The organism is Enterobacter sp. DTU_2021_1002640_1_SI_PRY_ASU_LCPMC_013, from assembly GCF_032389435.1.
In the GTDB taxonomy this organism is placed as follows: domain Bacteria; phylum Pseudomonadota; class Gammaproteobacteria; order Enterobacterales; family Enterobacteriaceae; genus Enterobacter; species Enterobacter hormaechei_C.
On the sequence record NZ_CP135594.1, the window covers coordinates 3,822,005 to 3,844,229 of the forward strand.

The 22,225-nt window shown below is 60.2% G+C and carries 22 protein-coding genes; 10 read left to right on the forward strand and 12 right to left on the reverse strand.

Annotated elements, in window-relative coordinates:
- Positions 1-2 precede the first annotated feature (2 nt).
- Together hydN and RS584_RS18250 are read right to left on the reverse strand one after the other, a co-directional pair.
- Positions 3-548 carry an electron transport protein HydN gene (gene hydN, locus RS584_RS18245; RefSeq protein ID WP_017382793.1) on the reverse strand — a complete coding sequence of 182 codons (546 nt, stop codon included), beginning with the start codon at positions 546-548 and terminating at the stop codon, positions 3-5.
- 133 nt (positions 549-681) lie between these two features.
- Positions 682-1,695 (reverse strand): LacI family DNA-binding transcriptional regulator, encoded by a 1,014-nt coding sequence (locus RS584_RS18250; protein ID WP_032649297.1) that lies wholly within the window; start codon positions 1,693-1,695, stop codon positions 682-684.
- Between the two features lie 213 nt (positions 1,696-1,908).
- Between RS584_RS18250 and ascF the strand changes: the two genes are divergently transcribed.
- A complete protein-coding gene (gene ascF, locus RS584_RS18255; protein WP_315748418.1) occupies positions 1,909-3,360 on the forward strand; it encodes a PTS cellobiose/arbutin/salicin transporter subunit IIBC in 1,452 nt (483 codons plus the stop codon).
- Positions 3,361-3,378: 18 nt separating this feature from the next.
- Positions 3,379-4,803 carry a 6-phospho-beta-glucosidase gene (locus tag RS584_RS18260; RefSeq protein ID WP_315748419.1) on the forward strand — a complete coding sequence of 475 codons (1,425 nt, stop codon included), beginning with the start codon at positions 3,379-3,381 and terminating at the stop codon, positions 4,801-4,803.
- Positions 4,804-4,891: 88 nt separating this feature from the next.
- Here RS584_RS18260 and hycI read toward each other — a convergent pair whose 3' ends face one another.
- The 9 genes from hycI to hycA form a co-directional block, all read right to left on the reverse strand.
- Complete coding sequence (hycI, locus tag RS584_RS18265) at positions 4,892-5,347, reverse strand: hydrogenase maturation peptidase HycI (protein WP_023295326.1); 456 nt, start codon at positions 5,345-5,347, stop codon at positions 4,892-4,894.
- Positions 5,340-5,750, reverse strand: coding sequence for a formate hydrogenlyase maturation HycH family protein (locus tag RS584_RS18270; protein WP_315748420.1), 411 nt, complete (start codon positions 5,748-5,750; stop codon positions 5,340-5,342). The genes hycI and RS584_RS18270 overlap by 8 nt, the downstream gene beginning before the upstream one ends.
- On the reverse strand, positions 5,747-6,514 hold the full coding sequence (locus RS584_RS18275; RefSeq protein ID WP_017382799.1) for an NADH-quinone oxidoreductase subunit B family protein: 768 nt from the start codon (positions 6,512-6,514) through the stop codon (positions 5,747-5,749). The genes RS584_RS18270 and RS584_RS18275 overlap by 4 nt, the downstream gene beginning before the upstream one ends.
- Positions 6,514-7,056 (reverse strand): formate hydrogenlyase complex iron-sulfur subunit, encoded by a 543-nt coding sequence (locus RS584_RS18280; protein WP_015571689.1) that lies wholly within the window; start codon positions 7,054-7,056, stop codon positions 6,514-6,516. Before RS584_RS18280 ends, RS584_RS18275 begins: the two co-directional genes overlap by 1 nt.
- A gap of 9 nt (positions 7,057-7,065) precedes the next feature.
- Positions 7,066-8,775, reverse strand: coding sequence for a formate hydrogenlyase subunit HycE (hycE, locus tag RS584_RS18285; protein WP_315748421.1), 1,710 nt, complete (start codon positions 8,773-8,775; stop codon positions 7,066-7,068).
- 15 nt (positions 8,776-8,790) lie between these two features.
- Positions 8,791-9,714, reverse strand: a complete 924-nt coding sequence (locus RS584_RS18290; RefSeq protein ID WP_315748422.1) for a respiratory chain complex I subunit 1 family protein — start codon at positions 9,712-9,714, stop codon at positions 8,791-8,793.
- Between the two features lies 1 nt (position 9,715).
- A complete protein-coding gene (hycC, locus tag RS584_RS18295; RefSeq protein WP_315748423.1) occupies positions 9,716-11,530 on the reverse strand; it encodes a formate hydrogenlyase subunit 3 in 1,815 nt (604 codons plus the stop codon).
- Positions 11,527-12,135, reverse strand: a complete 609-nt coding sequence (locus RS584_RS18300) for a 4Fe-4S dicluster domain-containing protein (protein ID WP_017382803.1) — start codon at positions 12,133-12,135, stop codon at positions 11,527-11,529. Before RS584_RS18300 ends, hycC begins: the two co-directional genes overlap by 4 nt.
- Positions 12,136-12,207: 72 nt before the next feature.
- Positions 12,208-12,672, reverse strand: a complete 465-nt coding sequence (hycA, locus tag RS584_RS18305) for a formate hydrogenlyase regulator HycA (RefSeq protein WP_315748424.1) — start codon at positions 12,670-12,672, stop codon at positions 12,208-12,210.
- Positions 12,673-12,882: 210 nt separating this feature from the next.
- Between hycA and hypA the strand changes: the two genes are divergently transcribed.
- From hypA to flhA, 6 genes are all read left to right on the forward strand, one after another.
- Positions 12,883-13,233, forward strand: a complete 351-nt coding sequence (gene hypA / locus RS584_RS18310) for a hydrogenase maturation nickel metallochaperone HypA (protein ID WP_045347774.1) — start codon at positions 12,883-12,885, stop codon at positions 13,231-13,233.
- 3 nt (positions 13,234-13,236) lie between these two features.
- Positions 13,237-14,100, forward strand: a complete 864-nt coding sequence (gene hypB, locus RS584_RS18315) for a hydrogenase nickel incorporation protein HypB (protein ID WP_023304320.1) — start codon at positions 13,237-13,239, stop codon at positions 14,098-14,100.
- Positions 14,091-14,363, forward strand: coding sequence for a HypC/HybG/HupF family hydrogenase formation chaperone (locus RS584_RS18320; protein ID WP_315748425.1), 273 nt, complete (start codon positions 14,091-14,093; stop codon positions 14,361-14,363). The genes hypB and RS584_RS18320 overlap by 10 nt, the downstream gene beginning before the upstream one ends.
- A gap of 3 nt (positions 14,364-14,366) precedes the next feature.
- Positions 14,367-15,488, forward strand: a complete 1,122-nt coding sequence (gene hypD, locus RS584_RS18325) for a hydrogenase formation protein HypD (protein ID WP_315748426.1) — start codon at positions 14,367-14,369, stop codon at positions 15,486-15,488.
- The gene (hypE, locus tag RS584_RS18330; RefSeq protein ID WP_023295335.1) at positions 15,485-16,495 is read left to right on the forward strand and encodes a hydrogenase expression/formation protein HypE; all 1,011 of its coding nucleotides are present in this window, start codon (positions 15,485-15,487) and stop codon (positions 16,493-16,495) included. Before hypD ends, hypE begins: the two co-directional genes overlap by 4 nt.
- 62 nt (positions 16,496-16,557) lie before the next feature.
- The gene (gene flhA, locus RS584_RS18335; protein WP_032669319.1) at positions 16,558-18,630 is read left to right on the forward strand and encodes a formate hydrogenlyase transcriptional activator FlhA; all 2,073 of its coding nucleotides are present in this window, start codon (positions 16,558-16,560) and stop codon (positions 18,628-18,630) included.
- Between the two features lie 61 nt (positions 18,631-18,691).
- Here flhA and RS584_RS18340 read toward each other — a convergent pair whose 3' ends face one another.
- Entirely contained in the window at positions 18,692-19,036 is a 345-nt protein-coding gene (locus tag RS584_RS18340; RefSeq protein ID WP_022649174.1) for a nitrous oxide-stimulated promoter family protein, read from the reverse strand.
- 175 nt (positions 19,037-19,211) lie between these two features.
- Here RS584_RS18340 and RS584_RS18345 point away from each other — a divergent pair, with 175 nt between their 5' ends.
- Positions 19,212-19,442 (forward strand): SymE family type I addiction module toxin, encoded by a 231-nt coding sequence (locus RS584_RS18345; RefSeq protein ID WP_017692767.1) that lies wholly within the window; start codon positions 19,212-19,214, stop codon positions 19,440-19,442.
- Between the two features lie 113 nt (positions 19,443-19,555).
- Positions 19,556-22,117 (forward strand): DNA mismatch repair protein MutS, encoded by a 2,562-nt coding sequence (mutS, locus tag RS584_RS18350; protein WP_315748427.1) that lies wholly within the window; start codon positions 19,556-19,558, stop codon positions 22,115-22,117.
- The last annotated feature ends 108 nt before the right edge of the window (positions 22,118-22,225 follow it).

Here is a 22,225-nt window from a genome sequence, read left to right on the forward strand (position 1 = left end):
GCTTAAAACAGCAGCGATGACGAGGTGTCGAACGCCGCGCGGCGGCGTTTTTCGGCACTCATCTGTTCGAGCTTGTCGCGATCGACGCAGACCAGCGCATGCGTCGGACAGGCTTCCATACACGCCGGACCGGCGTCGCGGTGGTAGCAGAGGTCACATTTATTGGCTTCGGCTTTCTCCGCGCGTACGCTCAGCCCGATACCGCTGTTGCGCACCACCGGGCGAACCACCACCTCCATCGCGCCATACGGACACGCCACCACACAGGTTTTGCACCCGATGCAGCGCTCCTGCATCACGTGCACGAAGCCTTTCTCGCGCTTAATCGCCCCGTTCGGACAGACGTTGGCGCACGGCGCGTCTTCGCACTGGCGACAGATAGCGGCGGTAGAAATATTCACGCCTTTAATGACGTGGATGCGCGGCAGGAAGGTATCAGGGGTGAGAGAGGCGCAATCCTGCTCTGCCTGATGGGACACCACGCACGCCACTTCACAGGTACGGCAACCAATGCATTTGCTGGCATCGGCCATAATAAAACGGTTCATCTGCTTCTCCGGCATAACTGTTATGCGCGAAGCTATTCATAAACCGTGCCAATATTTAATACATTGATTTTATAGGGAAATTTAAAAGAGAAGGATCTGTCATCGTCATTAGTGACGATGACAGATGTCGACGTCAGCGATGCGGGCCGTCAATGACGGAGTCGCGCAGGATAAGCTCGCCGGAAAAGGTTTGCTGAGGCTTAAACTCACCGCCGTCGAGCATGAAAATCATACGGCTGATGGTCTCCTGAATCATCTCCGTTACTGGAATACGCACGCTGGAGAGGGACGGCACGATATAGGGCGCGATTGCCACGTCGTCAAAGCCGATGACGGACACTGCGCCCGGCGTGGCGACGCCGCTCTCGTGCAGCTGCCTGATGGCGCCAATCGCCATATCGTCGTTACTCGCCACCAGCGCGGTAAACGTTTCGCCGCGGGTGAGCAACTGAGAGACCGCCGCCGCGCCGCTGGCCGGGTTCCACTTCCCTTCGGCGATCAGCGCGTCGCGAACTGCAATCCCGTGCTGCGCCAGCGCGTCCTTGTAGCCGGAAAGACGCTCCACCCCGGTGGGGGAATCCAGCGAACCGGTGATAAACGCAATCTCCCGGTGGCCTTTCTCAATCAGCTGCGATACCGCGTCCTGACACGACGCTTTATGATCGGACCAGACGCTGTGACTGCTGTTTTTCCGCAAACGGCGGTTGAGCACCATGATCGGCTGCTCGCATTTCTCAATGATCTCGTCCAGCGCTTCCACGCTCAGAAAACGCGGATAGATGATTACCGCGTCGCAGCGCATGTCGAGCAGGTACTGGATCGCCTCGCGCTCCTCTTCGGCGCTGTGCTTGCCGTCCGCCAGGATCAGCTGACGCCCCTTCTCTTCCGTCATCCGCGCGGCGTTAAACAGCAGCTCGCTAAAGTAGACCCCATGGTACAGGGTGTTCGTCACCACCAGCCCCAGAGTCTGGGTGCGTTTGGTCGCCAGGTTTCGCGCCAGCAGATTGGGGCGATACCCGCTCTCTTCGATGGCCTGAAAAACCCGGTCTTTCGTCTCCTGGCTGACGTAACCGTTCCCCGACAGTACCCGGGAGACCGTCGCTTTTGATACGCCTGCCCGCTTCGCCACTTCCAGCATCGTGGTCATATTATTATTCCGTCTGAACCTGATGGGCGCAGTGTACTGCACCGCAGAAAAATTGTCGCAGCGGCGTTATCACGCTTTTTACGGCCACGAGTGATCGTCATCACGAAACGAAAAAATGCATAAAAAGTGGTCTTGTTTCATTAAAAGAAACTCATGATGATTGTGTGAAACCGGTTTCCTACACTTCTCACAACGATAACAGGATCACATCCGATGGCAAAAAATTACGCTGCGCTGGCGACCGACGTCGTTAGCGCGCTGGGCGGCAAAGAGAACATCGTCGCCGTCACCCACTGTATGACGCGACTGCGCTTCGTCCTGAAAGACGAAAGTCTCACCGACGCCGCACGCCTGAAAAGCATCAGCGGCGTGCTCGGCGTGGTGCGCAACGACAACCAGTGTCAGGTGATCATCGGCAACACCGTGTCCCAGGCATACCGTGAAGTGGTGAGCCTGCTGCCCGCTAACCTGCAACCTGCCGTAGCGGAAGGTCCACAGAAGCTCACGCTGCGCCGCATTGGCGCCGGGATCCTCGACGCGCTGATCGGCACCATGTCTCCGCTGATCCCGGCGATCATCGGCGGGTCGATGGTCAAGCTGCTGGCGATGATCCTTGAGATGACCGGCGTGCTGGGCAAAGGCGACCCGACGCTGACGATCCTGACCGTTATCGGCGATGGCGCGTTCTTCTTCCTGCCGCTGATGGTGGCGGCGTCCGCGGCGGTGAAGTTCAAAACCAACATGTCCCTGGCAATCGCCATCGCGGGCGTTCTGGTTCACCCGAGCTTTATCGAGCTGATGGCGAAAGCCGCGCAGGGCGAGCACGTTGAGTTCGCCTTCATTCCGGTGAAGGCGGTGAAATACACCTACACGGTGATCCCCGCCCTGGTGATGACCTGGTGCCTGTCATACATCGAACGCTGGGTGGATCGCATTACCCCGGCGGTGACCAAAAACTTCCTCAAGCCGATGCTGATCGTGCTGATTGCCGCCCCGCTCGCCATCGTACTGATTGGCCCGCTCGGGATCTGGATCGGCAGCGCCATCTCCGCGCTGGTCTACACCATTCACGGCTATCTGGGCTGGCTCTCCGTTGCCATTATGGGCGCGCTGTGGCCGCTGCTGGTGATGACCGGGATGCACCGCGTGTTTACGCCGACCATCATCCAGACCATTGCCGAAACGGGCAGAGAAGGGATGGTGATGCCGTCGGAGATCGGCGCCAACCTGTCGCTCGGCGGTTCGTCGCTGGCGGTGGCGTGGAAAACCAAAAATCCGGAGCTGCGCCAGACGGCGCTGGCCGCGGCGGCCTCCGCCATCATGGCGGGGATCTCTGAACCGGCCCTGTACGGCGTAGCGGTACGCCTGAAGCGCCCGTTGATTGCGAGCCTGATCAGCGGCTTTATCTGCGGCGCGGTGGCGGGCATGGCAGGCCTTGCCAGCCATTCGATGGCGGCGCCGGGGCTGTTTACCAGCGTGCAGTTCTTCGACCCGGCCAACCCGATGACCATCGTTTGGGTGTTTGGCGTGATGGGTCTGGCGGTAGTGCTGTCGTTTGTGCTAACCCTGCTGTTAGGGTTTGAGGATATCCCGGTAGAAGACGACGCCGAAAAAGCACGCGCCCTGCAAACCGCACCGGTACAGAACAAAGCAGCAGAAGCATAAACTGAAAGCGAGGTAAGAATGTCTGTTTTTCCACAAGGATTTTTATGGGGCGGCGCGCTTGCCGCCAACCAGAGTGAAGGGGCTTACCGTGAAGGCGGCAAAGGACTGACCACGGTCGATATGATCCCCCACGGCGCAAACCGTCTGGCGGTAAAGGTCGGCAAAGAAAAACGGTTTTCGTTGCGGGACGACGAATTCTACCCGAGCCACGAGGCGATTGATTTTTACCATCGCTACAAAGAAGACATCGCCCTGATGGCGGAGATGGGCTTTACGGTGTTCCGCACCTCGATTGCCTGGAGCCGCCTCTACCCGAACGGCGATGAACCGCTGCCGAATCAGGAAGGCATTGCCTTCTACCGCGCGGTGTTCGAGGAGTGCAAAAAGTACAACATCGAGCCGCTGGTCACGCTCTGCCATTTCGACGTGCCGATGCACCTGGTGACGGAGTACGGCTCCTGGCGCAACCGCAGGATGGTTGATTTCTTCGCCCGCTACGCCCGCACCTGCTTTGAGGAATTTAACGGGCTGGTGAAATACTGGCTGACCTTCAACGAAATCAACATCATGCTGCACAGCCCGTTCTCCGGCGCGGGGCTGGTGTTCGAGGAAGGTGAAAACGAGGACCAGGTGAAGTACCAGGCCGCGCACCACGAGCTGGTGGCGAGCGCGCTGGCGACCAAAATCGCCCACGAGGTGAACCCGGAAAACCAGGTCGGTTGTATGCTGGCGGGCGGCAATTTTTACCCCTGGTCCTGCAAGCCGGAAGACGTGTGGATGGCGCTGGAGAAAGACCGCGAGAACCTGTTCTTTATCGACGTGCAGGCGCGCGGCAGCTATCCGGCCTACTCTGCCCGCGTGTTCCGCGAGAAAGGCGTGGTGATTGTGAAAGACCCGGGCGACGATGAACTGCTGAAAAACACCGTCGACTTTGTCTCGTTCAGCTATTACGCCTCGCGCTGCGCGTCGGCGGACATGAACGCGGGCAACACCAGCGCGGCGAACATCGTGAAGTCCCTGCGCAACCCGCACATTCAGGTGAGCGAGTGGGGCTGGGGCATTGATCCGCTCGGCCTGCGCATCACCATGAACATGATGTACGACCGCTACCAGAAGCCGCTGTTCCTGGTGGAAAACGGCCTTGGAGCGAAGGACGTCATTGATGAAAACGGCGAGATCAACGACGACTACCGCATCAGCTACCTGCGCGAGCATATCCGCGCAATGGGCGACGCGATTGAGGACGGCGTACCGCTGCTGGGCTACACCACCTGGGGCTGTATTGACCTGGTGTCAGCCTCAACGGGTGAGATGAGCAAGCGCTACGGGTTTGTGTACGTCGACCGGGACGACGCCGGCAACGGCACGCTGGACCGCAAGCGCAAGAAATCATTCTGGTGGTATAAGAAGGTGATTGCGAGTAACGGGGGGGATCTGGAGTAGCCTGTTGCCCTCACCCCAGCCCTCTCCCACAGGGAGAGGGGGATGGGTTTGGTAGGCCGGGTAAGGCGAAGCCGCCACCCGGCACTGCTCAGAGCTGAGAAAATCCCCCATCCCCAACCCACCCTGCAAGCCGTGAATACACCACGTCCACCGCCTCTTTCACCGGCGGCGTCATCGGGTAATAGAACCCGACAATGTCCGGCTGAATCCCCAAAAACAGCACCTCGCCCACGTCGTCTTTAATCTGATCGACCAGGTAGTTCAGCGGCATATTGTGCGTCGTCATCATAAACATTTCGGCGATGTCGTCCGGGTCAATCAGGCGGATCTCACCGGGGTTGAGCCCCATATCGGTGGCATCAACGATTAACAGCCTGTCCGGGCGCAGCTCGCGAATGGCCACCACGTCGTTTTCCGGCGCGCTGCCGCCGTCAATCACCACCCAGCTGCCCGGCGGGTTTGCGGCGCACAGTTCCGCCAGCAGCGGACCCGCGCCGTCGTCGCCCATCATGCTGTTGCCGACACACAGTAAAACGTCAGTCACGTAATCTCCTCACCATCAGGTAGATGGCGCTCTCCTGATGAATATCGTGGAGCATGCTGAGCAGCGTTTTGCTCCACGCCTGCTGCTCGGGGGTTTGCCTGCTCAGCGCCGCGTCAAAGGCGTTGGCGAGCATCGTGATGTGGTTGGCGTCGATAACGATCTCGCCGTACTTCGGCACGCCCTCCATTTTGCGCCGCGCCGTACTGCCCTCCTCCAGCGTGGCGATCCACGCCAGGTACTCGGGCCACGGGCAGCTCAGCGCCGCCTCCAGGCAGTCGATCACCCCGAGGTGGTGCCCAATCGCCAGACTGTAATAGACCACCTGCTGCGCCGCATCCGGCGTGGCATTGTTCTCATCAATAAACTTACGGCTCAGCTGGCTGAACACCACCGTTTCACTCATCGGATACGCGCCTCATCGACGATGCTGTTCAGGTTCGCCACGATCTCATTGAGACGCGGATCGTTTTCCGCTTCCAGCCAGCGCGCCACCTGATGGTCGCCCTGGCTCAGAAGGCGCAGATAATCGTCGGCAATCTGGCGGCCATAGCGATAGCCCGCCAGTTTCCGCGCCTTGCGGTCAACCTTCACCCGCAGCGGCTGCACCATGTCCGGGTGCAGAATGGCGGCAGGCTGGTTGTCCAGCTCGCCCGGCTCGCGGGCGTGGATTTTTTGCTCCAGCAGGCCGAGCGCCATGGCAAAACCGTACAGCGTCGCGGCAGGCGTTGGCGGACAGCCTGGAATGTAAACATCAACCGGCACGATTTTGTCGGTGCCGCCCCAGACGCAGTACAGGTCGTGGAAGATGCCGCCGCTGTTGCCGCAGGCACCGTACGAGATACAGATTTTCGGATCCGGCGCAGACTGCCAGGCGCGCAGCGCGGGCGAGCGCATGGCACGGGTCACTGCCCCGGTGAACAGCAGAATGTCCGCATGGCGCGGGGACGGCACCACCTTGATGCCGAAGCGCTCGGCGTCAAACAGCGGTGACAGGGTGGCGAAGATCTCGATCTCGCAGCCGTTGCAGCCGCCGCAGTCCACGCGGTAGACGTAGGCCGAGCGTTTGATTTTTTTCAGCAGCGACGCCTTCATGCTGGCGATGGATTCGTCCACCGTCATCGGCACAGGAATGCCGTTAGCATCGCGCGGGCCCAGTAGGTTTTCCATCAGCTGGCCTCTCTCATATGGCGGGTGATATCAATACGGTCGGACGGCAGCAGGCACTTCTGACGCTTGCACTCCGGGCAGGTTTCGAAGCTTTCACGGTGATGCTCCGCGCGGACGTCGCCGTTGTGCTTCAGCAGCGCGATGGCGTAGTCGATCTCTTTTTGCACGGCGAACGGACGCTTGCAGACGCGGCAGTTGCACAGCGCAAAGCGCGACTGCTGGAGGAAGTCCTCTTTTTTCCACACCGCCAGCTCGTACTCCTGAGACAGGCGAATGGCCACCGTCGGGCAGACCTCCTCGCAGCGGCCGCAGAAGATGCAGCGCCCGAGGTTAAACTGCCAGGCCAGCTCGCCGGTTTTCAGGTCCGTTTCCACCGTTAAGGCATTCGACGGGCAGGCGTTGACGCAGGCCGCGCAGCCGATGCACTGCTGCGGGTTGTGCTCCGGCTTGCCGCGAAAGTTTTTATCCACCGGGATCGGCTCCAGCGGATAACTGCTGGTCTGCGCGCCGGTTTTGATCACTTTTTTGATGAAGGTAAACATGGCGAATCCTTATTTCAGCGGCGAGTTCTTACGCTCGATGCTGTAGCGCTCAAGCTCTTTGTACGGCACCACCTGGCTTTTCTTCTTGCGCACGTCCACGACGGTCATGCGGTCGGTGCAGGAGTAGCACGGGTCGAGGCTGCCGATGATCAGCGGCGCGTCAGAGACCGTATTGCCGCGCAGCATGTAGCGCAGGGTTGGCCAGTTGGCGTAGGTCGCCGCGCGGCAGCGCCAGCGGTAGAGCTTCTGGTTGTCGCCGGTCATGCTCCAGTGGATGTCGTCCCCGCGCGGCGCTTCGGCAAAGCCGAGGGCAAAGCGGTTTGGAATGTAGGTGAAGCCTTCCACCATCAGCGGGCCGCCCGGCAGGTTATCGAGGCCGTAGTCGATCATGTTCAGCGCGGTGAATACCTCGTTGATGCGCACCTTCAGACGGGAGATGACGTCGCAGCCCTGCTCGCTGTGCACGGTCATCGGCAGCAGGCCGTAGCCGACGAACGGGTGATCGGCGCGGGTATCGCGGGCGTGGCCGCTGGCGCGCACCATCGGACCAACGTTACTGAAGTCGCGGGCGATTTCCGGGTCAAGACGACCAATCCCGACGGTGCGCTGCTCAATGTTTGGCGTGCTGAGCAGCATGTCCACCAGCTCCTGCACGTCCCGCCGCATCTGCTGCGCCAGCTGGCGGGTCTGGATCATGTCGTCTTTCAGCAGGTCGCGGCGGATCCCGCCGATCAGGTTCAGGCCGTAGGTTTTACGCGCCCCGGTAAGGATCTCCGCCATCTTCATCGACGCCTCGCGCACGCGGAAGAACTGCATAAACCCGGAGTCAAAGCCGACGAAGTGGCAGGCCAGGCCGAGGTTGAGCAGGTGCGAGTGCAGGCGCTCCACCTCCAGCAGAATGGCGCGGATCATCTGCGCGCGTTCCGGCACCACGATCCCCATGCCGTTTTCCACCGAGGTGGTGTAGGCGGTGCTGTGGGCAAAGCCGCAGATGCCGCACACGCGGTCAGAGAGGAACGTGACTTCGTTGTAGCCCATGCGGGTCTCCGCCAGCTTCTCCATGCCGCGGTGGACGTAGAACAGGCGGTAGTCGGCGTCGATAATGTTCTCGCCGTCGACGAACAGGCGGAAGTGGCCCGGTTCGTCGGAGGTAACGTGCAGCGGGCCAATCGGCACCACGTTATTCTTCTTGCTGCCCAGCTCGTTGATGAACTCGTAGGTTTCGCTGTCGGTGGTCGGGGCCGGGCGCTGGCGGTAGTCCATGCTGTCCTTGCGCAGCGGATAGAGTTCATCCGGCCAGTCGTCCGGCAGCACCAGGCGACGCTCGTCAGGCAGGCCAACCGGCACCAGACCATACATGTCGCGCACTTCGCGCTCGCCCCAGACGGCGGCAGGCACGCGCGCCGTGACGGAGGGGTATTCCGGTTTAGCCGGATCGACCTCTACGCGCACGGTGAGCCAGCACTTCTCCCCCTGCTCCATCGACATCACGTAGTACACCGCATAGTTGCCACACAGCTGACGCTCGTCGTTGCCGAACAGCACCGACAGCCAGCCGCCCTGCTGGTAATAGAGAAACTCCACCACTTCCGGCAGATAGTTCACCTTAATGGTGACGGTGATCTGGTCTTTGGTTTGCCAGGACTCCTCGAGCACCACGCCCGGGAAAGCCTGATGCAATGCGGCGAGATACTGCTGACCTTTCTTTTCTTCAGACATAAACACTCTCTTTAATCACGCCACCAGCAAGGAGACGAACGCTAAAAATGCAAAACCAAAACCGGCCCAGGTGATGCGTGACGTTTCGACAAAGCGCAGGCGCGCCATGCTGTTTTCAAACAGGGCAATCACCAGCACGCCAATAAGCAGCTTGAGCATAGCCACCACCACGGCCAGCAGCAGGCCGCCCGCAGAGAAGTGCGTCATCTGCCCCCACGGGAAGAAAACGCCGACGAACATCTGCAACACCACCAGCTGCTTGAGGCTGATGCCCCACTTCAGCACCGCAAAGCCGTAGCCGCTGTACTCGGTGAGCGGCCCCTCCTGTAATTCCTGCTCCGCTTCCGCGAGATCGAACGGCAGCTTGCCCATCTCGATAAAGGTGGCGAACGCGCAGGCGCAGAGCGCCAGCACCAGCGGGAGCGAACGTGAAACCGGCCAGTGGTAAACGGTGTCGGTGATGAAACTGATGTGGGTCGAGCCTGCAACCTGCGCGGCGACCCACAGCCCCAGCAGCAGAATTGGCTCAACCAGCACGCCGAGCATCGCCTCGCGGCTGGCGCCGATACCCGTAAACGGGCTGCCGGTATCCAGACCCGCAATCGCAAAGAAGAAACGCGCGATGGCGAAGAGGTAGATCAGCGTAATCAGATCGCCCAGCACCGGCAGCGGCGAGCCCACCGTCACCACCGGCAGCGCGGTGGCGATGGTCAGCATCACGCCCACCATCACAAACGGCGTCAGGCGGAACACCCAGCCTGCGGCGTCCGGCGCGACGCTCTGACGGGAAAGCAGTTTGAAGAGATCGCGGTACTCCTGGAGCACGCCAGGCCCGCGACGGTTGTGCAGCCGGGCGCGCGCCACGCGCGTGATGCCCGACAGCAGCGGCGCGGCGGCGAACAGCACCAGCGCCTGAAGAATTGCCAGTAACAGACTCATGTCAGGCTCCTCGTGAAATGACAATCACCACCAGCACCGCCAGCTCGATCAGCGCCAGGCGGCGGAACAGCACGGGCACAGCGGCACCCTGCCAGCCCGGCACCCAGCCCACCGGGTTCAGCCAGTGGCGCAGCTTCAGCACGGCGGCGAAGTTCTCCTTCACCGGCATAGCGAAACCGTGGGCGGTGATGACCATCGACTGCTCATGTTCGTAGCCGCAGGCCCACGCCGCGCCGCGCGAGCGGGAGGCGAGACGGTCGCGTCTGAAGAACAGCATCAGCACGAACGGCAGGAGCGGCGCGGCAATCAGCAGCAGCGCCATCATCGGCTGGGAAACGACGGTATGCGCCGTGACCAGCGGCAGCGGAATGGCGTGGCCCAGCTGCGGCAGCAACCACGGCGCGGCGACGCCGCCCGCGATGCAGCACAGCGCCAGTGCGACCACGCTTACGCCCATCAGTAGCGGTGCGCAGCAGGCGTTCTCAGCCTCACGCGTACGCGGTGCGCCCAGGAAGGTGACGCCGTAAACCTTCGCCATACACATCACCGCCAGCGCGCCGGTGATCGCCAGGCCCACCGCCAGCAGCGGGCCGAGTAAACGCCCGATAAACGCCTCGCTCTGGCCGAGGGCGAAGAAGGACTGATAAATCACCCACTCGCCGGCAAAGCCGTTCAGCGGCGGCAGCGCAGCCATCGCCATCAGCCCGACCAGCATCGCCAGCGAAATGACGGGCATTTTTTTGCCAATCCCGCCGAGCTTTTCAATATCGCGGTGCCCGGTGCGGAACCAGACGCTGCCCGCACCGAGGAACAGGGTGCTTTTAAACAGACTGTGGTTGATAAGGTGATACAGACCGCCAATAAACCCGGCGGCAATCAGCGCCGGCTGGTTGAGCGCCAGCCCGGTGACGCCCGCGCCCATGCCGAGCAGGATAATCCCGATGTTCTCCAGGGTGTGGTACGCCAGCAGACGCTGGATGTTGTGCTCCATCAGCGCGTACAGCCCGCCGACGAACGCGGTGATCATCCCCGCAATCAGCAGCGCCACGCCCCACCACAGCGGCGGCTGACCGCCCGTCAGGGTTATCATCAGGATGCCGAACAGACCGACCTTCATCACCACGGTGGAGAACAGCGCAGCGGCCGGGGCTGAGGCATTGGCATGCGCCTGCGGCACCCAGCCGTGCAGCGGGATAATCCCGGCCAGCAGGCCAAAACCGACTACGCCCAACAGCCAGACGTCGTTGCCCAGCGGCTGGCCGTTAAGCATGGCAAAATCCAGCGTGCCGAAACGCTGCCACACCAGCCAGCAGGCCAGCGCCAGCAGCAGCGTGCCGAGACGTCCGAGCGCAAACCACAGCTTTCCGGAGGCGCTGCATCCGGTCAGGAACACGCCGCACAGGGCCATGATTTCTGCCATCACCACCAGCGCGCCGAGGTTGCTGGCGATAACGGTACAGACCGCGGCGGCCATCAACAGGTTAACCAGCAGGCCGTTGGCTTTGGTGTGCTGATGTCGGTGCCAGTCGATATTAAACAGGCTGATAAACAGCCCGCACAGGCCAAAGGTTATCAGCCAGATGGCGTTCAGCGGCGTAAGCTCAACGGCGTGGTGAATCAGCGGGATGAGGGTGTCGACGGACTGGCCGTCGATCAGGACAACCCCGCCCGCCGCCAGCGTCATCAGGCTGCCGACCGCCCCGCCGATACCGGCGATCACGCCGCTCAGCGTTTTATGGAAGGAGAGGAGCAGCGCCAGGACAGCGGCGGCGGCAAACCAGGCCACACCGCTGGTCATCATAACTATCGCGTTCATTTCGCCCCCTCGTTAAGCGCCCGCAGCAGCGAAAGATCGCCGACGTCGGTATTGATGGTCAGCTCGCGCTTGCGTTTGCTGGTGCGAGCGATGTCGCGGATGTTGACCAGGACCAGCGCCCGGGTCGGGCAGGTCCGCACGCAGGCCGGACCCTGCTCATCGAAGCTGCACAGATCGCACTTCACCGCAACGGCGCGAATGCCCGGCACCCAGTCCAGCAGCGTACTCACGCGTGCCGGAGCCGGTGGCGCAGGCGGCGCTTTCGCAGTATTAGCATTCGCCGGAATATGCAGCGGACGGCTGCCTGAAAACTCAATGGCGCCGAACGGACAGGCGATGCCGCACAGCTTGCAGCTCACGCACAGGCTTTCGTTCAGCTGTACCGCGCCGTCAACGCGGGTGATGGCATTGACAGGACAGACGCCCGCGCACGGGGCGTCTTCACAGTGGTGACAGAGCTGCGGGGCAGACTCTTTCTCATTACGCATGACGCGCAGGCGCGGCATGGACTGTAGCCCGTGCAGGCGGTGCGTTTCCGAGCACGCCGCCTCACAGGTCCGACAGCCAATACAGACCGTCGAGTCAGCAATTACAAAACGGTTCACCGGGTCATCCTCTGGTGATGGTCATTTTTGACGAAAAAAACTGTCTTATCGACACTTCTCGACACTCGCTTTTCAGGCCACGTTCGCGGAGGATTTTCCGTCGATCAGCTGTTTCAGATTGACTGGCCTGTCATGCTCAACGGCGGCGTAGAGGCCGTCGTAAACCGGCGCGATTTTCTCCAGATAGTGCTCCAGCACCTGCTGGCGATCGCGGTTGCTGACGTGACCGTCCACCATGCCGTCCGCCATCAGCTGCGCCCGGGCGATGCAGTGCCTGTCGCCCTCTTTCGTCTCGACGTAGTACTCAATCGTGTGGCTGTTGAAGGTCTCCGCCAGGGTGACGTAAATCGTAAAGTGGCCGAACAGGACAAAACGCATATCCCCCTGCGCCGCACAGCTCATGGCGTGATGCAGATGGGCCTTCGACAGCGTGATCCCCTGGATCAGTGAATTGCAGTACAGGTGCCATTGCTCCTGGAGCTGCTGGTGACGTTGCGCGATGTAATCCGCTTTTTCGCTAATTTCCCAAATAGTCATAAAAGGTATCCGGTTAATGGAGTTAGCGGCTGTTAAGCAGATTTCGTGCCAGTTTTTAATTTGTTGATTTAAATGGATTTTAAAGAGATGCGCACTGTCACCGCCGCGGTGTCGACGTGTCATTTCGACAGCGTTGACATCGTCACGCCGTAACGCAAATCAAGCTGGCACCGTTATTGCATTGAAGGGGCAATTCATTAAGGAGGCGTCATGCACGAAATCACCCTCTGCCAGCGGGCACTGGAACTTATCGAACAGCAGGCAGTGCAAAACCACGCGAAACGCGTCACCGCCGTCTGGCTGAAGGTCGGGGCGTTTTCCTGCGTCGAGACCAGCGCCCTCACCTTCTGTTTTGAGCTGGTGTGCCGCGGCACGCTGGCGGAAGGCTGCGCGCTGCATATCGACGAGCAACAGGCAGAGTGCTGGTGCGAGCAGTGTCAGCAGTACGTCACGCTGCTGTCATCGAAGGTACAGCGCTGTCCGCAGTGCCAGAGCAGCGGGCTGCGCATCGTGGCGGATGACGGTATGCAGATCCAACGCCTCGAAATCGAGAAGGAGTAATGTATGTGTAGTACCTGCGGTTGCGCTGAAGGCAACCTGTATATAGAAGGGGATGAACACCGTCCCCACTCCGCGTTTCGCTCCGCGCCCTTTTCTCCTGCCCCGCGTCCCGCGGCGGCCCTGACCGGCATCACCTTTGCCCCGCAGCGTTCCGACGCGGGCGACCTGCATTACGGCCACGGCGAAGCGGGTACGCACGCGCCGGGCATCAGCCAGCGCCAGATGCTGGAGGTGGAGATCAACGTGCTGGACAAGAATAACCAGCTCGCCGCCCGCAATCGCGCCCGCTTTGCCGCGCGCGAACAGCTGGTGCTGAACCTGGTCTCCAGCCCCGGCTCCGGTAAAACCACGCTGCTGACCGAAACCCTTAAACGTCTGAACGAACACGTCTCCTGCGCCGTAATCGAAGGCGACCAGCAAACGGTAAACGACGCCGCGCGCATCCGCGAAACCGGTACGCCTGCGATTCAGGTCAACACCGGGAAAGGGTGCCACCTGGACGCGCAGATGATTGCCGACGCCGCCCCGCGCCTGCCGCTGGCGGATAACGGTATCCTGTTTATTGAAAACGTCGGCAACCTGGTCTGCCCGGCAAGCTTCGACCTCGGCGAGCGGCATAAAGTGGCGGTGCTCTCGGTGACCGAAGGGGAAGACAAGCCGCTTAAATATCCGCATATGTTTGCCGCCGCCTCCGTCATGCTGCTGAACAAGGTCGACCTGCTGCCGTACCTGAATTTCGACGTGGATAAGTGCCTGGCTTACGCCCGGGAAGTGAACCCGGACATTGAGATCCTGCTGGTTTCCGCCACGCGCGGCGACGGGATGGACGCCTGGCTGAACTGGCTGGAGAACGAACGATGTGCATAGGCGTCCCCGGACAAATTCATTCCATCGACGGCAATCAGGCCAAAGTGGAGGTCTGCGGCATCCTGCGCGATGTCGACCTGACGCTGGTAGGCAGCCACGATGAGACCGGCGCATCGCGTCTCGGCCAGTGGGTGCTGGTCCACGTGGGTTTTGCCATGAGCGTGATTAATGAGGAAGAAGCCCGCGACACGCTGGACGCGCTACAGAATATGTTCGATGTCGAGCCGGACGTGGGCGCCCTGTTGTATGGGGAGGAACATTAACACATGCGTTACGTTGATGAATATCGCGCGCCTGAGCAGGTGTTGCAGCTTATCGATCGCCTGAAGACCCGCGCCTCGCTGCTGGACTACACGAAAGAAAAACCGCTGCGGATCATGGAGGTGTGCGGCGGACACACCCACGCCATCTTTAAATTTGGTCTCGACCAGCTGCTGCCGGAGAGCATCGAGTTTATCCACGGCCCCGGCTGCCCGGTGTGCGTGCTGCCGATGGGGCGCATCGACAGCTGTCTCGACATCGCCAGCCGCACCGGTGTGATTTTTTGCACCTTTGGCGACGCCATGCGTGTACCGGGAAAAAATGGCTCGCTGCTCCAGGCGAAGGCGCGCGGCGCAGACGTGCGGATCGTCTACTCACCGATGGATGCCCTGACGCTGGCGATGGCTAATCCTGAGCGTAAGGTCGTCTTTTTCGGGCTGGGTTTTGAAACCACCATGCCCGCCACCGCCATTACCCTCCAGCAGGCGAAAGCCCGCAACGTCACTAACTTTTACTTTTTCTGCCAGCACATCACGCTTATTCCCACGCTGCGCAGCCTGCTTGAAGCGCCGGATAACGGTATCGACGCGTTTCTGGCGCCGGGCCACGTCAGCATGGTGATCGGCACAGAAGCCTACGGTTTTATCGCTGAACAGTACAATCGTCCGTTAGTGGTGGCTGGTTTCGAGCCACTTGATCTACTGCAAGGCGTGACCATGCTGGTTGAGCAGAAAATAGCGGCCCTGAGTGCGGTGGAAAATCAGTATCGTCGCGTGGTGCCCGATGCAGGTAACAGACGGGCACAGCAGGCCATAGCCGACGTGTTTAGCGTCGAAGGCGACAGCGAGTGGCGCGGACTGGGGCTGATTGCCGAATCCGGCGTGCACCTGACGCCCACGTATCGCGCCTTCGACGCCGAAGCGCATTTCCGCCCGCAGCCGCAGCAGGTGTGCGACGATCCCCGCGCCCGCTGTGGCGACGTACTCACCGGCAAATGCAAACCTCATCACTGCCCGTTATTTGGCAACGCCTGTAACCCGCAAACCGCGTTTGGCGCGCTGATGGTCTCTTCCGAAGGGGCATGCGCCGCGTGGTATCACTATCGCAACCAGGAGTGTGAAGCATGAACACGGTGGAAATGGCGCACGGAAGCGGTGGACAGGCAATGCAGCAGCTGATTAACCGGCTGTTTATGGAAGCCTTTAATAACCCCTGGCTCGCCGAGCAGGAAGATCAGGCGCGTATTGACCTCGCGGCCCTGACCGCCCACGGTGACAGGCTGGCGTTCTCTACCGACAGCTACGTGATTGACCCGCTGTTCTTCCCGGGAGGCGATATCGGCAAGCTCGCCGTCTGCGGCACGGCAAACGACGTCGCCGTCAGCGGCGCGATCCCCCGCTACCTCTCCTGCGGGTTTATCCTCGAAGAAGGGTTACCAATGGAGACGCTCACGGCGGTGGTCAACAGCATGGCGCACACCGCCCGCGAGGCGGGGATCGCCATCGTCACCGGGGATACCAAGGTGGTACAGCGCGGCGCGGCGGATAAGCTCTTCATCAACACCGCCGGGATGGGGGCGATCCCCGCCGACATTCACTGGAGCGCGCAGCAGCTTTGCGCAGGCGACGTGCTGATTGTCAGCGGCACGCTGGGCTGCCACGGGGCAACCATCCTGAACCTGCGCGAAGGCCTGGGGCTGGATGGCGAGCTGCGCAGTGACTGCGCGGTACTCACGCCGCTGATCCAGACGCTGCGCGACATGCCGGGCGTAAAAGCCCTGCGCGACGCCACGCGGGGCGGCGTGAATGCCGTGGTGCACGAGTTCGCGGCAAGCTGCGGCTGCGGGATTGAGCTGACCGAGCGCGGCCTGCCCGTTAAGCCCGCCGTGCGCGGGCTGTGCGAGCTATTAGGGCTAGACCCGCTTAACTTTGCCAATGAGGGCAAGCTGGTGATCGGCGTGGAACGCGCGGCGGCGGAAGCCGTACTTGCACAGCTGCGCGCACATCCTTTAGGGAAAGACGCGGCCATCATCGGCGACGTGGTTGAGCGCAAAGGGGTGCGCCTGACCGGGCTTTACGGCGTGAAGCGCACGCTGGATCTGCCGCACGCTGAACCGTTACCCCGAATTTGCTAGACCGCGCCAAAAGCGGTCAGCGCTGAATTTCTCTTTTTGCCAGTTTCTATTGGAAAGCAACAATGCCGTATACACCGATGAGCGATCTTGGACAGCAGGGCCTGTTTGACATCACGCGCACACTTTTACAACAGCCCGATCTCGGCGCGCTGAGCGATGCCCTGACGCGGCTGGTCAGGCAATCAGCGCTGGCGGACAGCGCCGCCATTGTGCTCTGGCATAGCGCAACCCACCGCGCGAGCTATTTCTCAACGCGTGATAACGGCAAAATCTTCGAATATGAAGATGAAACGTTTCTGGCCCACGGTCCGGTGCGGCGTATTCTCTCCCGCCCGGAAGCGCTGCACTGCAATTTTGACCAGTTTCGCCAGGCCTGGCCGAAGCTGGCAGAGAGCAATCTTTACCACCCGTTCGGCCACTACAGCATGCTGCCGCTGGCGGTGGAAGGGCAAATTTTTGGCGGCTGCGAGTTTATCCGCGATACCGACCAGCCCTGGAGCGAGGCGGAGTACGAACGCCTGCACACCTTTACCCAGATTGTGGCCGTTGTCGCGGAGCAGATCCAAAGCCGCGTCACCAATAACGTGGACTACGACCTGCTGAGCCGCGAGCGCGATAACTTCCGCATTCTGGTTGCCATCACCAACGCCGTGCTCTCCCGCCTGGACATGGATGAGCTGGTCAGCGAAGTGTCAAAAGAGATCCATCACTATTTTAAAATCGATGCCATCAGCATTGCGCTACGCGGCAACCGGAAAGGCAAGCTGAACATCTACTCCACCCACTACCTTGATGAAGCCAACCCGGCGCACGAGCAGAGCGAAGTGGACGAAGCGGGAACGCTGTCCGAGCGGGTATTTAAAAGCAAAGAGATCCTGCTGCTCAATCTCAATGAACAGGATCCGGTAGCCCCCTACGAGCGGATGTTGTTCAACACCTGGGGCAACAAGATCCAGACCCTGTGCCTGCTGCCGCTGATGTCCGGCAACACCATGCTCGGCGTGCTTAAACTGGCGCAGTGCGATGAGGCCGTATTTACCACCGCCAACCTGAAGCTGCTGCGCCAGATCGCCGAGCGTATCTCCATTGCGCTGGATAACGCCCTCGCCTATCAGGAGATCCACCGCCTGAAGGAGAGGCTGGTGGACGAAAACCTGGCGCTGACCGAGCAGCTCAACAACGTGGACAGCGAGTTTGGCGAAATCATCGGACGCAGCGATGCCATGTACAGCGTCCTTAAGCAGGTGGAAATGGTGGCGCAGAGCGACAGCACGGTGCTGATCCTCGGTGAAACCGGCACCGGGAAAGAGCTGATTGCCCGGGCGATCCACAACCTGAGCAACCGCAACAGCCGCCGGATGGTGAAGATGAACTGCGCGGCGATGCCTGCGGGCTTACTGGAAAGCGACCTGTTCGGCCACGAGCGCGGCGCCTTTACCGGCGCCAGCAGCCAGCGGCTGGGCCGTTTTGAACTGGCGGATAAAAGCTCGTTGTTCCTCGACGAAGTGGGCGATATGCCGCTGGAGCTTCAGCCCAAGCTGCTGCGCGTTTTGCAGGAGCAGGAGTTCGAGCGCCTCGGCAGCAACAAGCTGATCCAGACCGACGTGCGTCTGATTGCCGCCACCAATCGCGATCTGAAAAAAATGGTCGCCGACCGCGAGTTTCGCAGCGATCTTTACTATCGCCTGAACGTCTTCCCGATCTGCCTGCCGCCGCTGCGCGAGCGCCCGGAAGATATTCCGCTGCTGGTAAAAGCCTTTACCGCGAAGATTGCCCGCCGGATGGGGCGAAATATCGACAGTATTCCTGCCGAAACGCTACGCACACTCTCGGCGATGGAGTGGCCAGGGAACGTGCGCGAGCTGGAAAACGTCATTGAGCGCGCGGTCCTGCTGACGCGCGGGAACGTGCTCCAGCTCTCCCTGCCAGAGGTTACTCTCTCTGAAACGACCGTGACCGCAACCGAGCTTGCGAAAGAGGGAGAAGATGAATATCAGCTCATTATGCGAGTGCTGAAGGAGACCAACGGCGTGGTAGCCGGACCGAAAGGTGCGGCGCAACGGCTGGGGCTGAAGCGTACCACCCTGCTCTCGCGCATGAAGCGTCTGGGAATCGATAAAGAGAGTCTGAATTAACCCGTCATTCCGGCGACGTCGCCCTGCGCGTAATTTGTCGCCCACTGCGGCGCGGAGCCGGTTATTTTTTGGGCCGATACTTTTCGGGTAATTCCGGAACCGGACGGCGATCGTCGATCAGATGACGGATGGTCAGAATCGGATGGCGCCATAACATACGTGGCCCTGCCCAGCGCATGACCTGCTTCATCTCTTCCCGTCGGGCGGGCTGATAACAATGCACAGGGCACTGTTTGCAGGCAGGTTTTTCCTCACCAAACACGCATTTATCCAGCCGCTTATCGGCATAAGCCTTGAGCGCCGAATAGTGCCCCTCTTCTTTTATAGCGTGCGGACACCTGTTTTCGTACAGGGCGATCATTCTGGCGATCGTCTTTTTTTCTCGTGAAATACGTTTACCGGACATAACGTCGTCCTCAACAATAAAGTGCATTTATAATACCCTTTTATCCGCACATTTTCAGTCATTGCATTCCATTTTCTGAAGCGCCCTTCCAGAATTACCCCGCCCCCCGCTGCGTTTTACTGGTATTTTATACAGGCATAAATAACCACCTTTGACCGCATTCACCGGAGCGCTTATGCAAGAGATCGCGATCGCCAAACCCTATCGTCACTTGAAAGTGGGTTACTTCAGAAAACGTCATGAAGACCGTAAAACGAAAATTCCAAAACGCTACAGCGTACACGCAGCGCTGAGCCTGAAAGGCGACTGGCTTGAGCAAGCGGGATTTACCACCAACTCGCAGGTTCGGGTGGGCGTCGAGCACGGGAAAATCATCATTGAATTAATGGTGGAAGATGCCTCGTAAAGTCGTGACTTTTTTCTGCGCCGCACCTTTTTTTCATGCGACAATAGAAGGAACAATCGGCCATTGAGCCGCTCAAAGCGTAATATTTTCAAAGAAATGGATATCATAACTCCATGAGCACAATCGACAATTTCGACGCGCATACGCCAATGATGCAGCAGTACCTGAAGCTGAAAGCACAGCATCCGGAAATTTTGCTGTTTTACCGTATGGGCGATTTTTACGAGCTTTTTTATGACGATGCGAAACGTGCGTCTCAGCTGCTCGACATTTCCCTGACGAAACGTGGCGCGTCGGCAGGCGAGCCCATCCCGATGGCAGGTATCCCGCATCACGCGGTTGAAAACTATCTGGCGAAGCTGGTGAACCAGGGTGAGTCTGTCGCTATCTGCGAACAAATTGGCGACCCGGCCACGTCGAAAGGCCCCGTTGAGCGCAAGGTCGTACGCATCGTGACGCCGGGAACCATCAGCGATGAGGCCCTGCTTCAGGAGCGCCAGGATAACCTGCTGGCGGCGATCTGGCAGGACGGTAAAGGGTTTGGCTACGCCACGCTGGATATCAGCTCCGGTCGTTTTCGCCTGAGTGAACCGGCTGACCGTGAAACCATGGCGGCTGAACTACAGCGCACCAATCCGGCAGAACTGCTTTATGCAGAGGATTTCGCCGAGACGGCGCTGATTGAAGGTCGCCGCGGCCTGCGTCGTCGTCCACTGTGGGAGTTCGAAATTGATACCGCGCGCCAGCAGCTGAACCTGCAATTTGGCACGCGCGATTTGATTGGCTTTGGCGTAGAAAATGCCCCGCGCGGGCTGTGTGCCGCAGGCTGCCTGTTGCAGTACGTTAAGGATACGCAGCGTACCGCCCTGCCCCATATCCGTTCCATTACCATGGAGCGTCAGCAGGACAGCATCATCATGGATGCCGCCACCCGCCGCAACCTGGAGATCACTCAGAACCTCGCTGGCGGCATGGAAAATACGCTGGCGTCGGTTCTCGACAGCACGGTTACCCCCATGGGCAGCCGTATGCTCAAACGCTGGCTGCATATGCCGATCCGCAATACCGACACGCTGATCGGCCGCCAGCAAACCATTGCCGCATTGCAGGATCGTTACACCGACTTGCAGCCGGTGCTGCGTCAGGTGGGTGATCTTGAGCGTATCCTGGCGCGCCTGGCACTGCGCACCGCGCGTCCACGCGATCTTGCCCGTATGCGTCACGCGTTCCAGCAGTTGCCGGAACTGCGTGCTCAGCTGGGAGAGATCGACAGCGCGCCAGTGCAGAAGCTGCGCGAAACCATGGGCGAATTTACCGAGCTTCGCGAACTGCTGGAACGCGCCATCATTGATGCGCCGCCTGTTCTGGTGCGGGATGGCGGGGTTATTGCTCCGGGTTACAACGAAGAGCTGGACGAATGGCGTGCGCTGGCCGATGGCGCGACGGATTATCTGGATAAGCTGGAAATCCGCGAGCGTGAACGTCTGGGGCTCGACACCCTGAAAGTCGGCTACAACGCGGTACACGGTTACTATATCCAGATCAGCCGTGGGCAGAGCCACCTGGCACCTATTCACTACGTTCGCCGCCAGACGCTGAAAAATGCCGAGCGCTACATTATTCCCGAGCTGAAAGAGTACGAAGACAAAGTGCTCACGTCGAAAGGTAAAGCGCTGGCGCTGGAGAAACAGCTGTATGACGAGCTGTTCGACATCCTGATGCCGCACCTGGCTGACCTGCAACTGAGCGCCGCTGCGCTGGCCGAGCTGGATGTCCTGGTAAACCTGGCCGAGCGCGCCGATACGCTGAATTACACCTGTCCGACCTTTACTGACAAACCCGGCATTCGCATTACCGAAGGCCGCCACCCGGTGGTTGAGCAGGTGCTGAACGAACCGTTTATTGCCAACCCGTTGAACCTGTCACCGCAGCGAAGAATGCTGATCATTACCGGCCCCAACATGGGCGGTAAAAGCACCTATATGCGCCAGACAGCCCTTATCGCGCTGCTCGCCTACATCGGCAGCTTCGTTCCGGCGCAGAAGGTTGAGATTGGCCCTATCGACCGTATCTTCACCCGTGTGGGTGCGGCGGACGATCTGGCGAGCGGTCGCTCTACATTTATGGTCGAGATGACCGAAACCGCCAACATTCTGCATAACGCGACAGAGAACAGTCTGGTGTTGATGGACGAAGTAGGACGCGGTACCTCCACCTATGACGGCCTGTCCCTGGCCTGGGCGTGCGCGGAAAGTCTGGCAAATAGAATCAAGGCGCTGACGCTGTTCGCAACTCACTATTTCGAACTGACACAGCTGCCAGAGAAAATGGAAGGCGTGGCTAACGTCCACCTTGATGCGCTTGAGCACGGCGACACCATCGCCTTTATGCACACGGTGCAGGACGGCGCGGCAAGCAAGAGTTATGGCCTGGCCGTCGCGGCGCTGGCGGGCGTGCCGAAAGAGGTGATCAAGCGCGCGCGTCAGAAACTGCGTGAGCTGGAAAGTTTGTCACCGAATGCGGCGGCGACGCAGATAGATGGTACGCAGATGTCACTGCTGGCGGTCCCGGAAGAGACCTCTCCGGCCGTGGAAGCGCTGGAAAATCTCGACCCGGATTCCCTGACGCCGCGACAGGCGCTGGAGTGGATTTATCGGTTGAAGAGTCTGGTTTAGTTCTCTGCGGTCTTTTTTGCCGGGTGGCGGCTTCGCCTTACCCGGCCTACAAAACCCGTAGGCCCGGTAAGCGTAGCGCCACCGGGCAAAGGACCGCACAATATTATC